Origin of the sequence: Thermobifida sp. (genome assembly GCF_017577275.1) — a bacterium.
Lineage (GTDB): Bacteria > Actinomycetota > Actinomycetes > Streptosporangiales > Streptosporangiaceae > Thermobifida > Thermobifida fusca.
In genome coordinates this window covers 114749-130416 of record NZ_PITY01000020.1, presented here as the reverse complement: position 1 = coordinate 130416, position 15668 = coordinate 114749, and the positions used below count along the sequence as shown (strand labels likewise).

The 15668-nt window shown below is 69.5% G+C and carries 16 protein-coding genes; 11 read left to right on the top strand and 5 right to left on the bottom strand.

Annotation, left to right across the window (positions count from 1 at the left end):
- Window positions 1-17: 17 nt before the first annotated feature.
- The gene (locus CW348_RS05740) at window positions 18-1169 is read right to left on the bottom strand and encodes a sensor histidine kinase (RefSeq protein ID WP_234351622.1); all 1152 of its coding nucleotides are present in this window, start codon (window positions 1167-1169) and stop codon (window positions 18-20) included.
- 97 nt (window positions 1170-1266) lie between these two features.
- On the bottom strand, window positions 1267-2187 hold the full coding sequence (locus tag CW348_RS05735; RefSeq protein ID WP_011291216.1) for a DMT family transporter: 921 nt from the start codon (window positions 2185-2187) through the stop codon (window positions 1267-1269).
- A gap of 195 nt (window positions 2188-2382) precedes the next feature.
- Here CW348_RS05735 and CW348_RS05730 point away from each other — a divergent pair, with 195 nt between their 5' ends.
- The gene (locus CW348_RS05730) at window positions 2383-3069 is read left to right on the top strand and encodes a hypothetical protein (RefSeq protein ID WP_016188336.1); all 687 of its coding nucleotides are present in this window, start codon (window positions 2383-2385) and stop codon (window positions 3067-3069) included.
- A 14-nt stretch (window positions 3070-3083) separates the two neighbouring features.
- Here the strand turns inward: CW348_RS05730 and CW348_RS05725 are convergent, their stop codons facing one another.
- Entirely contained in the window at window positions 3084-3914 is an 831-nt protein-coding gene (locus CW348_RS05725) for a spermidine synthase (protein WP_011291218.1), read from the bottom strand.
- 235 nt (window positions 3915-4149) lie between these two features.
- Here CW348_RS05725 and CW348_RS05720 point away from each other — a divergent pair, with 235 nt between their 5' ends.
- The gene (locus CW348_RS05720) at window positions 4150-5898 is read left to right on the top strand and encodes a proline--tRNA ligase (protein ID WP_181140025.1); all 1749 of its coding nucleotides are present in this window, start codon (window positions 4150-4152) and stop codon (window positions 5896-5898) included.
- Between the two features lie 50 nt (window positions 5899-5948).
- On the opposite strand, the gene CW348_RS05715 is transcribed toward CW348_RS05720, so the two are convergent.
- Together CW348_RS05715 and CW348_RS05710 are read right to left on the bottom strand one after the other, a co-directional pair.
- A complete protein-coding gene (locus tag CW348_RS05715) occupies window positions 5949-6404 on the bottom strand; it encodes a ferritin-like domain-containing protein (RefSeq protein WP_011291220.1) in 456 nt (151 codons plus the stop codon).
- On the bottom strand, window positions 6405-6893 hold the full coding sequence (locus CW348_RS05710; protein WP_011291221.1) for a hypothetical protein: 489 nt from the start codon (window positions 6891-6893) through the stop codon (window positions 6405-6407).
- Between the two features lie 272 nt (window positions 6894-7165).
- On the opposite strand from CW348_RS05710, the gene rimP reads away from it, so the two are divergent.
- The 9 genes from rimP to rpsO all read left to right on the top strand — a co-directional run bounded on the left by rimP (window position 7166) and on the right by rpsO (window position 15417).
- Window positions 7166-7639, top strand: a complete 474-nt coding sequence (gene rimP, locus CW348_RS05705) for a ribosome maturation factor RimP (protein WP_011291222.1) — start codon at window positions 7166-7168, stop codon at window positions 7637-7639.
- Between the two features lie 24 nt (window positions 7640-7663).
- The gene (nusA, locus tag CW348_RS05700; protein ID WP_016188338.1) at window positions 7664-8641 is read left to right on the top strand and encodes a transcription termination factor NusA; all 978 of its coding nucleotides are present in this window, start codon (window positions 7664-7666) and stop codon (window positions 8639-8641) included.
- Between the two features lie 30 nt (window positions 8642-8671).
- Entirely contained in the window at window positions 8672-8953 is a 282-nt protein-coding gene (locus CW348_RS05695) for a YlxR family protein (protein WP_011291224.1), read from the top strand.
- Between the two features lie 249 nt (window positions 8954-9202).
- The gene (infB, locus tag CW348_RS05690; protein ID WP_104612554.1) at window positions 9203-12067 is read left to right on the top strand and encodes a translation initiation factor IF-2; all 2865 of its coding nucleotides are present in this window, start codon (window positions 9203-9205) and stop codon (window positions 12065-12067) included.
- Between the two features lie 120 nt (window positions 12068-12187).
- Entirely contained in the window at window positions 12188-12481 is a 294-nt protein-coding gene (locus CW348_RS05685; RefSeq protein WP_016188340.1) for a DUF503 domain-containing protein, read from the top strand.
- Window positions 12482-12485: 4 nt separating this feature from the next.
- Window positions 12486-12941, top strand: a complete 456-nt coding sequence (gene rbfA, locus CW348_RS05680) for a 30S ribosome-binding factor RbfA (protein WP_011291227.1) — start codon at window positions 12486-12488, stop codon at window positions 12939-12941.
- A 3-nt stretch (window positions 12942-12944) separates the two neighbouring features.
- Window positions 12945-13826 carry a tRNA pseudouridine(55) synthase TruB gene (gene truB / locus CW348_RS05675; RefSeq protein WP_011291228.1) on the top strand — a complete coding sequence of 294 codons (882 nt, stop codon included), beginning with the start codon at window positions 12945-12947 and terminating at the stop codon, window positions 13824-13826.
- Between the two features lie 142 nt (window positions 13827-13968).
- Complete coding sequence (locus CW348_RS05670) at window positions 13969-14916, top strand: bifunctional riboflavin kinase/FMN adenylyltransferase (protein WP_061783647.1); 948 nt, start codon at window positions 13969-13971, stop codon at window positions 14914-14916.
- 231 nt (window positions 14917-15147) lie between these two features.
- Window positions 15148-15417 carry a 30S ribosomal protein S15 gene (gene rpsO / locus CW348_RS05665; RefSeq protein WP_011291230.1) on the top strand — a complete coding sequence of 90 codons (270 nt, stop codon included), beginning with the start codon at window positions 15148-15150 and terminating at the stop codon, window positions 15415-15417.
- Window positions 15418-15668: the final 251 nt, after the last annotated feature.

Here is a 15668-nt window from a genome sequence, read left to right as displayed (position 1 = left end):
CTGAACGGGACGGCCGGTCAGCCGGGCAGCCACGCCTCCACCGTGAACCCGCCCTCCGGATCGGGCCCTGCCCGTAGTTCGCCGCCCAGCGCGGCAGCGCGGTCCCGCATGCCGGCAATTCCGTGCCCGGCTGCCCAATCCGCAGCGGCGCCCTGGCCGTCGTCCGACACCCGGAGGGACACCCCGTCGGGGGTGTATCTGACAGACACGGTGACCGTATCCGCCTGCGCGTGCCGTACCACGTTCGTCAGCGACTCCTGCACGATCCGGTAAGCGGCCGAGTCCACGGCGGCCGACAGGGGACGGGGGCGTCCGGCGACGTCGACGTGCACGTCGACCCCCGAGGACCGCACCCCGGCGACCAGTTCGTCCAAGCGGTCCAGCCCGGGGGCGGGAGAGCGGGGCGCTGTCTCGTCGACCGCGCGGAGCACCCCGAGGATCGCCCGCAGCTCCTGCAGGGTCTCCCGACTGGCCTGCTTGATCGCGGCAAGCGCCTCGGCGGCCCGCTCCGGTTGGGTGTCGATGAGGTAGAGGGCACTCCCCGCCTGCACGTTAATCAACGAAATATTGTGGGCGATCACATCGTGCACTTCGCGAGCGAACTTCAACCGCTCCTCGGAGATCCGGCGGCGAGTCTCCTCCTCCCGGGTGCGTTCCGCCTCCGCGGAATGCTTGCGCGCCATGTCCAGGTACGCGCGATGCTTGCGTACCACCTCTCCGCTGATGAACACCACGAGCACCCAGGCGAGCATGCCCAGCGCATACACCGTGCGTGGTGCCCCGAAGTACAGCGTCTCCGCGACGTGGACGACAAGGTACTGGGAGAACCCGAGCAGCCAGCCGGTCAGCCGGAACCCGCGGGCGACCAGGGTGAACAGTGCTACCGCACCCGCCAGGATGACGAAGTTGTCGGGATAGCCCAGCGGATAGTATGCGGTGGTGGCCAGCACGGTCACCACGGCCACGGGAATGGGGAACGCGCTCAGCCACAGCAGCGGCACCACCGCCACCACCAGCAGCGCCAGCCCCCACGGCAGCAGCACCTGCAGGGAGGCGAGGCCGCCAGGGGAGTCCACTGCGGGAAGCACCGTGGACACCGCGGTGATCCCCGCCACGGCCAAGGTAATTCCCGCGTCGAGGAAAGTGATCCGCCACAGCCGTTCTCTCACAGGTCGACCGTACGGCGCAACGACGTCCAGCTCCATAAGCCGCAGGGAGGATCTCTTCGGTCGCGCCTCCACCGTACGGAGCAGGCGAGGGCCCTGGTCACCGGCGGGGCGGGCGGACGTATTCCAGCAGGATCGCCCCGAACAGTAGGACCGCTCCCACCGTTCCCGTCGGGGTGAGCACCTCCCCGAGGAGGAGCAGCGACAGCACGGTCGCAGTCAACGGTTCCAAGATCACGGCGAGGGCCGCGACCGGAGCCGGGGTGGTGCGCATCCCCCCGAAATAGGCCAGGTAGGCCAAGGCTGTGGGCGCCAGACCCAGGTACAGCAGCACCCCCACCGCGGGAAGCGTCGGCGTGAACGTCATCCCCGTGGCCGCGGCGAGTGGCACGAGCAGGGTGCCGCCGAGCAGGCACCCCAAAGCGGTCACCCGCAGCGGGTCCAGGCCCGGAACGGGACGGCGGTTGACCAGCGTCAGCGCAGCGAACGCCGCGCCCGCCCCCAGGGCACAGCCCACGCCGAGCGCCACCCGCCCCGGCGGCACGTCCCCGCCCGGGTCGCCGCTGAGCAGCACCAGGCCCAGCACCCCGCAGCAGACCGCGGCCAGCAGCGTAGGCCGGGGCAGCCGCCGCTCCAGCACCGCCGCGGCGCATGTGACGAACACGGGAACACTGCCGATCGCGATCAGGGTGGCGAGGCTCACCGACGAGACCGCGATCGCCGCAAAATAGCAGGCTTGGAACGCGGCCAGCAGCACCCCCGCCGCTGCGACCCGCCGCAGGACCGCCGGACTGCGGGGCAGCCCGCGCAGCTGCCCGCTGACCCCCAGCGCCACGATCGCCAGTACCCCGCCTGCGAGCAGCCGGTAGCAGGCGGTGGCGATGGGGTGGATTCCTGTCAACTGCTGCAGGAAAGCGCCGGCGAACCCTCCGGTTCCCCACAGCACTCCCGCCAGGGCGAGCAGCAGCGGCCCCCGCCAGCGGGGCAGGGCAGACGGAGGGGAAGAACGGGGCAGAGACACGGTGGAACTCCACACACGGGCAGGGGGCACGCCAGGGGAGCGGAGAACAGGCGTCCGCTGTCCCCTGTATGGGAGGAATCTAGCCCAGCGGCACGGCGGGGCAGCCGCCGCGGGCTGTCAGCGGCCAGCGATACCGTACAGAAGCAGCAGAGACCCGTAGACCGTGGACAAGACCACAAGGAAATACCAGACCCCATGCACTTTCCCCACCCCGGACGCTACTCCACCCCCCAGGACAACCTGCACGAAGAGCTGCTGCGCGTCCCCTTCGACGTGGCGGCCCCGTGGCTGCGCGTCCTGATGATCGGGGACCCTGCCGCGGCAGGTCCCTACGACAAGCTCGCCTACTCCATCAACCCTGAGCTGACGGCGCTCCTGGTGTACCGGACCGACCCCGGCAACTACAGCGGCGTAGTCCTCGACAAACGCCACACCCAGGCCTGGGGGCGCACCAAACAGGACCTGTGGTTCACCGCCTTGGGCAACATGGCCTACGACCAGTACCAGGAGTACACGGTGTCGTCCGGGGGCGACACCGACGTGCACGTGGTGCAGGGGATCGGCTGGGCCGGGTCCGCCCACGTGATGCGGCTCTCCGACGTCATGCAGCAGCCCGCCCCCTACGGCGCCCTGGTGATGCTCCCCGACACCAACGTCCTGGCCTATACGGTGCTGCGGAGCCGCCGCTCCCTCCCGGCGATCTCCACCCTCTACTCCGTGTTCCAGCAGCTCAACGAAGGGAACGCGGTCACCGACCAGATGCTGTGGTGGCGGGACGGCCGCCTCCAGGGCATGGCCACCCGGCCTGCCGGCAACGGCGGAGTTCAGGTCAGGCACTCCCCGGAGTTCGACGCGGTGATCGACCGGGAACTTCCCGCCTGACACCGCGGGACGGGTTAAAACAGGCTCTCCGGCGGTGCGGGAGAGTCCTGCGCTTCGGCGTCGTGCACCACGGCCGCACCCGCAGCCCACCGGCGGAGCTCGTCCCCGGCCAGGACCCGCGCCATCGCCGGATCCCGGTGGGCCCGCCTGGCCAGCTCGTCCACGGGCAGTGCCTCGTGCCCAGCCACCAGCACCAGGTTCCCGAACCGCCGCCCGCGCAGCACTCCCGGCTCCGCGACCAGCGCCACATGCTGGAAGACCTGGGCCACCGTCGCAACCTGGGAGCGGGTGTAGCGCAGCCCGCGGCCGTCGCTCACATTCACCGCGTACATGCCGCTGAGCCGCACCACCCGGGCCGCCTCCGCGGCGAACTCCACGGACGTGAGATGGGCAGGCGTGCGCGCCCCCACGAAAACGTCGCAGATGACGAGGTCGGCACTGGCTGCGCGGCGCGCCGCCAGCCAGGCCCGGGCATCCCCGGTAGCGACCCGCAGATCCGCCCGACGGTCCCAGGGGAGCTGCTGGCGGACCAGCGCCACCAGGTCCGGGTCGATGTCCACGGCCCGCTGCCGGGACCGGGGCCGGGTCGCCGCCACGTAGCGGGCCAGGGTGAGCGCCCCCGCCCCCAGGTGGTAGGCGTCGATCGGGGCGCGCTCCGGTGCGACCAGGTCCACGACGTGGCCGAGGCGGCGCACATATTCGAAGTCGAGATAGGTGGGGTCGGCGAGGTCCACGTGCGACTGCGGGATGCCGTCGACCAGCAGCATCCACGAGTCGGGACGGTCCGCGTCCCGCAGCAGCTCCATCCGCTCCCGTTTCGCCGTCGTCGCCCCGCGCCTGCCCATCCGTCCTCGTCTCCTCACGTCACGGTCGTGCCGGTCCTACGGTAGGCGCCCGGAGCCGGGACGGCACACCGCGCCTGGGGTGGAAACCGGGAAGCAGCGCTGTGCAGGAGTCCACGGCGCCCGCCCAATACCGCTAGCCTGGAAACCCCTTCCGGGCGAGGCCACCGACCCGCCCAGTCCAGTGTCCAAAAGTCCCAGCGGAATACCTCCGCGCTCTCACCGAGGAGTGGTGGTCGTGCTACTGCGGATGTCGAACCTGTTCCTGCGCACCCTGCGTGAGGACCCGGCGGACGCCGAGGTACCGAGTCACAAGCTTCTGGTGCGCGGCGGGTTCGTACGCCGTACCGCGCCCGGCGTCTACTCCTGGTTGCCCCTCGGCAAGATCGTGTTAGAGAACGTCGCCGCGGTGGTCCGCGAGGAGATGAACCGCATCGGCGCGCAGGAAGTGCTGCTGCCCGCGCTGCTGCCCCGCGAATACTACGAGGCCACCGGGCGGTGGACCGAGTACGGCGACACCCTGTTCCGACTCAAGGACCGCAAGGGCGCCGACTATCTGCTGGGCCCCACCCACGAAGAACTGTTCACCCTGCTCGTCAAGGGCGAGTACACCTCGTACAAGGACTACCCGGTCATCCTCTACCAGATCCAGGAGAAGTTCCGCGACGAGGCGCGGCCGCGCGCCGGGATCCTGCGGGGCCGGGAGTTCCACATGAAGGACTCCTACTCCTTCGACCTCGACGACGAAGGGCTGCAGCGCTCCTATGAGGCGCACCGCCAGGCCTACATCCGCATCTTCGACCGGCTCGGCCTGGAGTACGTGATCGTCAAGGCCACGTCCGGCGCGATGGGCGGCTCCGCTTCCGAAGAGTTCCTGGCGATCGCCCCCACCGGGGAAGACACGTTCGTGCGCAGCACCGGCTCCGACTACGCCGCCAACGTGGAAGCCGTGGTCACCCCGGCGCCGCCCGAGCAGCCCATCGACGGCCTGCCGGAGGCGCGGGTGCACCACACCCCGAACACCCCCACCATCGAGTCCTTGGTGGAGTTCCTCAACAACGCAGGCCTGGGCCGTACGTTCACCGCCGCCGACACCCTCAAGAACGTCATGGTCAAGACGCGGGCCCCGGGTGAAAAGGAGTGGGAGCTCCTCGGGATCGGCGTTCCCGGCGACCGCGAAGTGGACATGAAGCGCCTGGAAGCCTCGCTGGCCCCGGCGGAAGTGGCCCTGCTGGACGAGGAGGACTTCGCCAAGCACCCCTTCCTGGTGCGGGGCTACATCGGCCCGGGCGCGCTGCAGGCCAACAAGGTCCGCTACCTGGTCGACCCCCGCGTCGTGACTGGCACCGCCTGGGTCACCGGTGCGGACAAGGCCGACCACCACGTGGTGGACCTCGTCTGCGGTCGTGACTTCACCCCCGACGGCACAATCGAGGCCGCGGAGGTCCGCGACGGAGACCCCGCCCCCGACGGCAAGGGCACCCTCTACACGGCGCGCGGTATCGAGATCGGGCACGTCTTCCAGCTCGGCCGCAAGTACACGGACGCGTTCTCCCTGGACGCGCTCGGCCCCGACGGCAAGCCGGTGCGCATCACCATGGGCTCCTACGGCATCGGGGTGTCCCGCGTGGTCGCCGCGATCGTCGAGCAGTCGCACGACGAGCGGGGCATCATCTGGCCGCGGGAAGTCGCCCCCGCGGACGTGCACGTGGTCGGCACCGGCAAGGGCGACCAGGTCGAGGTGGCGCTGCGGATCAGCCAGGAGCTGGTGGACCGCGGGGTGCGGGTGCTCGTGGACGACCGCAAAGGGGTCTCCCCGGGCGTGAAGTTCACCGACGCGGAACTGCTCGGCGTGCCCACCGTGCTCATCGTGGGCCGTGGCCTGGCCAACGGGGTCGTGGAGTTGCGCGACCGTGCCAGCGGGGACCGCAGCGAAGTCTCCGTGGACACCGTGGTCGACACGATCGTCAACCTGGTGCGGGGCTAGTGCCACCCGGTAGGGGCGTTCCGTACGGAACGCCCCTACCGGTTTCGGTGCTAGAGCTCTCCGCCAGGGAAGCCGGGGAACGCGCTCAACTGGCCGCCCAGCGCCAGCATCCGCAGGGTGGCCTCGCCCAGGGCACGGCCCGCCAGGTCGCGCAGCCCCGCATCGGGGACGGCAGCCAACTCCAGGTAGGCCTGCGCGGTAGTCTCCTCAAGCCCTGCGGCGAAGCTCCGCAGCTCTTCAGGCCCGGTGTGCTCCGGCAGCTGGTAGGCGTCCTCCCCGCCCGGCGGCACCGCGTCCCGGGCCACGAGCGCGCTGTGCAGCGTGTCCCGCCACGCGCGGTGCTTTTCCAGATGGGACAGGCACAGGCTGCGCAGGTCCGCGTCAGTGTGGGCAGCGGCGAAACTGTACCCGTACACGGCCGCATGCTCGGCCAGCAGCGCGTCCCGCAGCGCGGCGGTTGCGGCTCCTGCCTCCCCGCTGGGGGTGGGGTCAAGAGTCCCGGTCAACTATGCCTCCGAAAGTAGGTGGACGTGTCCCGCCTCACAGGCGCCGACACTGGCGAGGAGCTGGGCCAGCGCCGGGTCGGTGACCTCGCTGAGCTGGCGGAGCCGGTTGGCGACGGCCCCTTCCTCCGCCATCCGGAGCCCTGCCCGGTCGGTGGCCGCGGGGGGAGGCGTCTCAGGGAGGGCGGAGACCTCCGGTTCTGGGCCGTCCCGTTCCGGAAGCCGGTCCCGCAGCACCGCCAGGTGGCGTTCGTGGTGGCCGCGCAGCTCCTCGTAGAGCCCGGGGTCGTCGGCGGTGCCGCTGTTGAGCGTCGCCGTGTAGCGCGCCACCAGCCGCTCCTTTTCCGCGATGACCGAGCGCAGCAGATACTCGTCGGGGGTGACTTCGCTGGGGTACCAGTCGGACCCCCGGCAGCCGCTCAGCCCCATCACGGCCGCAGCCAGCGCGCCGCCCGCCAAGACCGCGCGGCGGGAGGGAGCGTGGTGGCGCAACGGTACCTCCTGAAAACGTGACGGAAGGGGAACCGAACGCGCCCTATCTTCGCACGCCGCAGCCGGTCTGCAGAGCCTGGTGCTGCCCGCGTTGACGGGCGGGGAGTAGCGTGCTGCTGGCGCACGCAATGGTCAAACGATGCCGGAGAGGCACAGACTGCGGATACCCTTGAACCTGAAATGGTCGCCGTAAAGGCGATCAGTAACCGAGTGGACAACTGGACCGCCCCGCGACCGTCGGACCGGGACGGGAATCGCCGAGGAGGATCATGATGGGCGCGCAGGCCCGCCGCGAGCGTCTCGCGCAGCTAGTGGCCCCCATTCTGGCCGAGGCGGGACTCGACTTGGAGGGACTGGACATCACCCCGGTGGGGAAGCGCCGTCTGGTCCGGGTGGTGGTGGACTCCGATGACGGTGTCGACCTGGAGCGGATCGGCGAGGTCAGCCAGAAGATTTCCACCGCGCTTGACGAGGTCGACGTCATGGGGCAGTCTCCGTACGTACTGGAGGTGACCTCGCCTGGCGTGGACCGGCCACTCACCGAGCCACGGCACTGGAGGCGCGCCCGGGGACGCCTGGTGCACGCGCCGCTGGTCGCCGGCGGCCAGGTGAAGGGGCGTGTCATTGACGCTGACGAGACGGGCGTCACCTTTGATGTTGACGGTCAAAGCCAGGTGTACGCCTTCTCCGACCTGGGACGAGGCAAGGTCCAGGTGGAATTCCGCCACGACGACGCGGCGGATTAGAGGGGGAGCCCCGTGGATATCGACATGAGTGTCCTGCGCAGTCTGGAACGCGAGAAGGACATCTCGGTGGACCTCGTCGTCAAAGCCATCGAGGACGCGCTCCTGATTGCGTACCGCCGCCAGGAGGGGCCCGACACCAACGCCAGGGTGGAATTGGACCGCGCTACGGGACACGTCACGGTGTGGGCCGAAGAGCGCGACGAAGAGGGGCGGCTGATCCGGGAATACGACGCCACCCCCTCCGGGTTCGGGCGGATCGCCGCGTCCACGGCGAAGCAGGTCATCCTGCAGCGGCTGCGGGACGCCGAGGACGAGATCACCCTGGGCGAGTTCGCCGGGCGGGAGTCCCAGATCGTCTCCGGTGTCGTCCAGCAGGGCAAGGACCCGCGCAACGTGCTGGTCGACCTGGGACGGGTCGAGGCGATCCTGCCGCCGCAAGAGCAGGTACCCACCGAGACCTACACCCACGGTGAGCGGCTGCGGGCCTATGTCGTGCAGGTCCGCCGGGGGCACCGCGGCCCTTCGATCACCCTGTCGCGCACCCATCCCAACTTGGTGCGCAAGCTCTTCGAGCTCGAGGTTCCCGAGATCGCCGACGGCACGGTCGAGATCGCAGCGATCGCGCGGGAAGCGGGCCACCGCACCAAGATGGCGGTCAAGTCCAACAAGCCCGGCGTCAACGCGAAGGGCGCGTGCATCGGACCGCTTGGCAGCCGTGTCCGCAATGTGATGAACGAGCTGCGCGGGGAGAAGATCGACATTGTCGACTACTCGGACGACCCGGCGCAGTTCGTCGCGAACGCCCTGTCGCCGGCCCAGGTGACGCACGTGGAAGTGCTTGACGCTGCGGCGCGGGTGGCGCGGGTCATCGTGCCCGACTACCAGCAGTCGCTGGCGATCGGCAAAGAGGGGCAGAACGCGCGGCTGGCTGCCCGCCTGACCGGGTGGCGCATCGACATCCGCTCGGACACGGAGATGGCCGAACAGCACGGCGAGGAATAGCACGAGCGGAAGAACGGTTCGCATAGGTCGATGAGCCCACGGGGTAGAATGGGTGACAACTCAGCGGCTCCCGTGCGCACGTGCGTGGGCTGCAAGTCAAAAGCAGCCCAGTCAGACCTCATTAGGCTGGCGCTGGACGGAGATGCGGTCGTTTGCGACCACGCCCGGCGGCTGCCGGGGCGGGGAGCCTATCTCCACCCCGACCGACGGTGTTGGGAGGCCGCGCAGCGGCGCCAGGTCTGGCCGCGGGTGTTCCGCGTCAAGCGGGCCCTCGATATCTCACCCGCTGCCGAGTGGTTTGCCGCGGTCTGATTTCGAGTTGGCCGAGGTTCTGGATTAGGGTTGGAATGATCACGCCGCCCGCTCGGTTGTACTAACCGGGTACGCGGCGGGTCTTGTCATGCCGGAAGATCCGGCGTCACCCACCCATTGTTGTGTAGCAAACGAGTCGGAAGCGGGTCGAGATTGCGATGAGCGCTCGATGAGTACGCAGCGATGAGTACGTCAAGCTAGCGACGGTCCGGCACAGGCTCATGTCCCGGACCGAGATAAAGGAGAGCAGTGGCGAAGGTCCGGGTATACGAGCTCGCTAAAGAGTTTGGTGTGGAGAGCAAGGCTGTCCTGGCCAAACTCCAGGAGATGGGCGAATTCGTACGTTCGGCGTCCTCGACGGTAGAGGCGCCTGTGGTACGTCGACTCAAGGAAGCTTTCAGCCAGAGCAGCGAGAGCACTGAGGGCGCGAAGGGCGGACAGGAGAAGAAGCCCAGCCCCAAACCGCAGCCCAGCCCGCAGCAGCAGACTAAGGCCTCGGCCCCGTCGGCCGGTGGTGAGACGCCACGTCCGGCGGTGCCTAAGCCCGGCCCCGGCCTCAAGCCGGGACCGCGTCCGGTGCCCAAGCCGGGACCGCGCCCCGGTCCCCGGCCTGAGGGCGGTGCGGGCAAGGCCGGCCAGCAGCCTTCCGGTGCCCAAGGTCCCGCACGTCCTGAATCTGGGAAGACGCCGCGTCCGGTGCCCAAGCCGGGACCGCGTCCGGGCAACAACCCCTTCAGTTCGACCGCCAGCGGTATGGGCACGCGGCCTACGCCGCGTCCGCCGGCGTCCGGCGGTACGGGTGCGCCTCGTCCGGGGCCGCGTCCGCACCCCGGCATGATGCCGCCCCGCCCCGGTGCGAGTGCAGGCGGACCGCCGCGTCCCCAGGCACCGCGCCCCCAGGCACCGCGTCCTGGTCCTGGCACGGCTGGCGGACGTCCCGGCTCGAGTGCGGGCGGGCCGCCGCGCCCTGTCCCGCGTCCCGGTCCGCGGCCCAGCCCGATGAACATGCCTGCGTCGCGGCCCACCCCGCCTGGTGGGGCCCGTCCGAGCACGTCGAGCCGTAGCGGCGGCGGTCGCGGCCGCGGTGGTGGCGGCGGCGCTGGACCGCGCGGTGGCGGAGCGGGCGGCGGCGCGCCGCGCACCGGTTTCGGCGGCCGCCCCGGTGGTGGTCGCGGTCGCGGCGGAACCGCTGGAGCGTTCGGCCGTCCCGGTGGCCGTCCGAGCCGTTCCCGCAAGTCGAAGAAGCAGCGGCGTCAAGAACTCAAGGACATGCAGGCGCCGTCGTTCGGCGGTGTCAAGATCCCCAGCGGTAACGGCAAGGTGATCCGGCTGTCCCGTGGGGCGTCGCTGGCCGACTTCGGTGAGCGCATCGACGTCAACCCGGCCTCGCTGGTGCAGGTCGTCATGACGCAACTGGGCGAGATGGTCACGGCCACCCAGTCGCTGCCGGACGAGACCCTGCAACTGCTGGGCGAGGAGCTCAACTACACGGTTGAGGTCGTCAGCCCCGAGGACGAGGACCGCGAGCTGCTGGAGTCGTTCTCCATCGAGTTCGGTGAGGACATCGGCAGCGAGGAGGACCTCAAGCCGCGTGCGCCCGTGGTGACCGTCATGGGTCACGTCGACCACGGTAAGACCCGGCTGCTTGACGCGATCCGCAACACCAACGTGGCCAGCGGTGAGGCCGGCGGCATCACCCAGCACATCGGCGCCTACCAGGTCACCACCACGGTGGACGGGGAAGAGCGCAAGATCACCTTCATTGACACCCCGGGTCACGAGGCGTTCACCGCGATGCGTGCCCGCGGTGCGCAGGCCACCGACATCGCGGTGCTGGTGGTCGCGGCCGACGACGGTGTCAAGCCGCAGACGGCGGAGGCGATCGACCACGCCAAGGCGGCCGACGTGCCGATCGTGGTGGCGGTCAACAAGATCGACCTGCCTACCGCTGACCCGCAGAAGGTGCGCGCCCAGCTCACCGAGTACGGCCTGGTGGCTGAGGAGTACGGCGGTAACGTCCAGTTCGTGGACATCTCCGCGAAGGAGAACCTCAACATCGACCAGCTCCTCGAGGCCATCATCCTGACGGCGGACGCCGAGCTGGACCTGAAGGCCAACCCGGACATGCCGGCCCAGGGCCTGGCGATCGAGGCCTACCTGGACCGCGGTCGGGGCTCCATGGCCACCGTGCTGGTCCAGCGCGGCACGCTGCGCGTCGGCGACTCGATCGTCTGCGGTGACGCCTACGGCCGGGTCCGCGCGATGCTTGACGAGAACGGCAACCGGGTCAAGGAAGCCGAGCCGTCCCGTCCGGTCCAGGTGCTGGGTCTCACCAACGTGCCCAGCGCGGGCGACAGCTTCCTGGTGGTCAAGGACGACCGGGTGGCGCGCCAGATCGCGCAGCAGCGCGAGGCCCGCGAGCGGTTCGCCCAGCAGGCCAAGGCCAGCCGCCGGGTCACCCTCGACAACTGGCAGAAGACCCTGGAGGAGGGCCAGCGCGAAGAGCTGCTCCTCATCATCAAGGGCGACATGTCTGGTTCTGTCGAGGCGCTTGAGGAGTCCCTCCTCAAGATCGACCCGGGCACCGATGAGGTCGCGATTCGGGTGATCGGCCGCGGTGTCGGTGCGATCACGCAGAACGACATCAACCTGGCTGCCTCGTCCGGCGCGGTCATCATCGGCTTCAACGTCCGGCCCGAGGGCAAGAACAGCGAGCTGGCCGAGCGCATGGGCGTGGACATCCGCTACTACTCGGTCATCTACCAGGCCATCGAAGAGGTCGAGGCTGCCCTCAAGGGCATGCTCAAGCCCGAGTACGAGGAAGTCCAGCTCGGTACCGCGGAGATCCGCGAGATCTTCAAGGTGCCGCGGGTCGGCAACGTCGCCGGTGCGGTGGTCCGCAGCGGTGTCATCAAGCGGAACGCCAAGGCCCGGCTTATCCGCGACGGGGTGGTCGTCTCCGACAACCTCACCGTCGAGTCGCTGCGCCGGTTCAAGGACGACGTCACCGAGGTCCGCGAGGGCTTCGAGTGCGGTATCGGAATCGGCTACAACGACATCCGCGTCGAGGACATCATCGAGACGTTCGAGATGCGGGAGAAGCCGCGCGACTGACCTTCCAGGGCTGCTTTCGGGCCCCGACGCCCTCCGTCGGGGCCCGAAGCCCGGTGGCCACGGTGGGTCGCACCGGGAAATCGGCACCCATAACTCCAAATCCTTCCCCGGGGTGAGTGCGTGTACGTCGGAGCCCTGACGCTGGACCTGCTGTTGGGCGACGTCCGTTCATTGAAGCAGAAGCGTTCCGTTATTCGACCCATCGTGGCCGAACTCCAGCGCAAATACAGCGTCTCGGTTGCGGAGACCGGCAACCACGACCTGTACCGGCGGTGCGAGATCGGAATCGCGGTGGTCGCGTCCACGGCAGCGCACTGCACCGCGTTGATGAACTCCTGTGAACGCCTAGTCGCCGACCGCCCCGAAGTCGAGCTGCTGTCTGCCCGGCAGCGGCTCTTCAACGATGAGGAATAGACCGATGGTTGACGCCGCACGTGCGAGCAAACTCGCCGACCGCATCCAGCGGATCGTGGCCGAGATGCTGGAACGCCGGATCAAGGATCCGCGCCTGGGTTTTGTGACCGTCACCGATGCGCGGCTCACCAATGACCTGCGTGACGCCACCGTCTACTACACGGTGTTCGGCAGTGATGCGGAGAAAGCCGCGACGGCGGCTGCGTTGGAGAGCGCGAAAGGCTTGATCCGCTCCGAGGTCGGCCGCCGCACCGGGCTCCGGCACACTCCCACCATCACGTTCGTCATCGACGAGGTTCCCGACAACGCCCGGCACATCGAAGAGCTGCTCGCCAAAGCCAAGCAGGCCGACGCGGAGGTGGCTCGGGCCGCGGCCAACGCCCGTCCGGCCGGGGACCCCGACCCTTACCGGGAGCCGCGTCCGGCCGATGACGACGACGAGGACGACGAGGACGAGTGATTCATGGCCGACGGCGTTGTCATCGTCGACAAGCCCGCAGGCTGGACTTCCCACGACGTGGTGGCCCGGGTGCGGCGCCTTGCCGGCACTCGTCGGGTCGGCCACGCCGGCACCCTTGACCCGATGGCGACGGGGGTGCTGGTCGTCGGAGTCGGCAAAGCGACCCGGCTGCTGGGGTATCTCGCGTTGACGGAGAAGGTCTACGAGGCGACAATCCGCCTCGGCCAGTCCACCACCACCGACGACGCGGAGGGAGAGCTGCTGGAGCGCCGCCCCGCCGACCACATCGACGAGGCCGCGGTCCACGCGGGGACCCGCGCGCTCACCGGCGTGATCCACCAGGTTCCGCCGCAGGTCAGTGCGGTCAAAGTGCGGGGGCAGCGCGCCTACCGCCGTGCCCGGGCAGGCGAGACGGTGGAACTGAAAGCGCGCGAGGTGACCGTGCACGAGTTCACCGTCACCGGGTTCCGCCGCGTCGACAGCCCGGACGGCGCCTTCGTCGACGTTGACGCTCGCGTGACCTGCTCCAGCGGCACCTACATCCGTTCCCTGGCGCGTGACCTGGGGGCGGACCTCGGCGTGGGCGGGCACCTGACCGCGCTGCGCCGCACCCGGGTAGGGCCCTACACCGTGGAGCAGGCCGCCACCCTGGACGAGCTGGCCGCCGAGTTCACCGTGATGCCGCTGGCGGAAGCGGTGGCTGCGGCGTTCCCGGTCCGTCGGCTCAGCGCGGGCGAAGCCCGCCGTGTGGTCCACGGCCACCGGATCTCCCCGAGCGGGCATTCCGGTCCGGTGGGGTTGTTCGCCCCCGACGGCCGGGTGCTGGCCCTGGCGGAGAACCGGTCGGGCAGCAGCCAGCCCGTGGTGGTCTTCGCGGGAAGCTGAGGCGGGCGGGCTCCGCGGTGTGCTGCAGAGGGCTGCGGACCGTCCTTCCCGGAAGCGGAACCGCGGCGAGTACCATGACGCGGGGCGGCCGCTCGGCTGCCGTCCCGTGCTGGTGAGCATGGCGGATGGGAGAACGGTGAGCGTGCGGCTTTGGCGCGGACTCGGCGAGGTACCCGCGGACTGGAAGCGTTCCGCGGTGATAGTCGGCACTTTCGACGGGGTCCACCGCGGCCACCAGAGGCTCCTCCACCAGGCACGGGAGCACGCTGACCGGCTTGGCCTGCCTCTCGTGGCCGTCACCTTCGACCCGCCCCTCGGTCTGGTGGCGGGCACGCTCGACCCCCCTGTGGTGCTCACCGGTGCGGAGTACCGGGCCGGACTGCTCGCCCAGCACGGGGTGGACGCGGTGTGCGTCCTCGAAGCCACCCCGGATCTTGCCGCCCTGCCCAGCCGGGACCTCGCCCACCGCATCCTGGTCGACGGGGTGCCTGCGGCGGTAGCGCTCCTTGCTGAGGAGGACGACGACGGCGTGGTTTTCGACCTCGCGGCCGTGCACGCCCTCGGCAAAGAGCACGACTTCTCCGTGGTGGGCCTGGCTGCGGGCAGCGGCCCCGAGGCGGTGACCGCAGCGCAGGTGCGTTCCCTGGTGCTGGCCGGGGATGTCGCCGGCGCGCACACGGCACTGGGCCGCCCGCACCGGGTCGAAGGGGTCGTGGTCCACGGCGCGGCGCGGGGACGGGAACTGCTGGGTTTTCCCACCGCGAACCTGGACTGCCCGCCGCGCAGCGCGGTGCCCGCCGACGGGGTGTATGCGGGCTGGCTGCTCCGGCTCGACACCCCGCCAGAAGGGACGGAGGCCCGTTGGCCGGCTGCGGTGTCCGTAGGCACCAATCCGACGTTCGACGGCCAGGTGCGCACGGTGGAGGCCTACGCGCTCGACCGGGACGACCTCGAACTCTACGGGCTGCCGATGGCGGTGGAGTTCACCCACCACATCCGACCCATGCTGCGTTTCGACAGCATCGACGAGCTGATCGAGGCGATGCAGCGCGACGTCGACCGGTGCCGGGAACTGCTGGCAGGCCGCTGACCGGGGCGGCTCTGGTCCTGGACGGTGCGCATCGGTAGTAAGCTTTGTTTTCTGGGAGCCGTTCGTGTCTGCTCTGCTGCGCTAGTGATTCCGCGACACGTCCGGCTGGGTATTCCCCTCCGACGACTGTGGGCGCGCACGGTTGTCGGCTTTCGACGGCCCGCTCGGGCCACTGTCTTCGAAAGAATCCCGCAGTACGGTTCGCGCGCCACGTATGGGAAAAGGAGCGTCGTGCCGATCGACACCGCTACCAAGCAGAAGATCATTGCCGAGTACGCCACGAAGGAAGGCGACACCGGTTCTCCCGAGGTGCAGGTCGCGCTGCTGACGCACCGCATCAACCAGCTCACGGAGCACCTCAAGGAGCACAAGCACGACCACCACAGCCGTCGTGGTCTGCTGCTGCTGGTCGGTCGTCGGCGCCGTCTTCTGCAGTACGTCGCGAAGAAGGACATCAACCGCTACCGTCGGCTGATCGAACGCCTCGGTCTGCGGCGCTAGCGGCGTGCTCGAAAAAGGGAGTGGCCTCCGCCGCTCCCTTTTTCTTAGTAGTGTGGACTCGTTACCGGCCGCCGAGACAGGGTAGATACTCTGCCGCGGTGTGTCGGATGACAACTGAACAGTCAGGCATTCCCGCGCTCCCACCCTCGGCCGTCTCTAGCCACGGTGGCATCTTCCGGTAGGCGAGGAGAACACCCTCGCCACGGTGTCGAGAAAGGCCGGTCTTCGGTAGTGGTTCTCCGACACGCCCG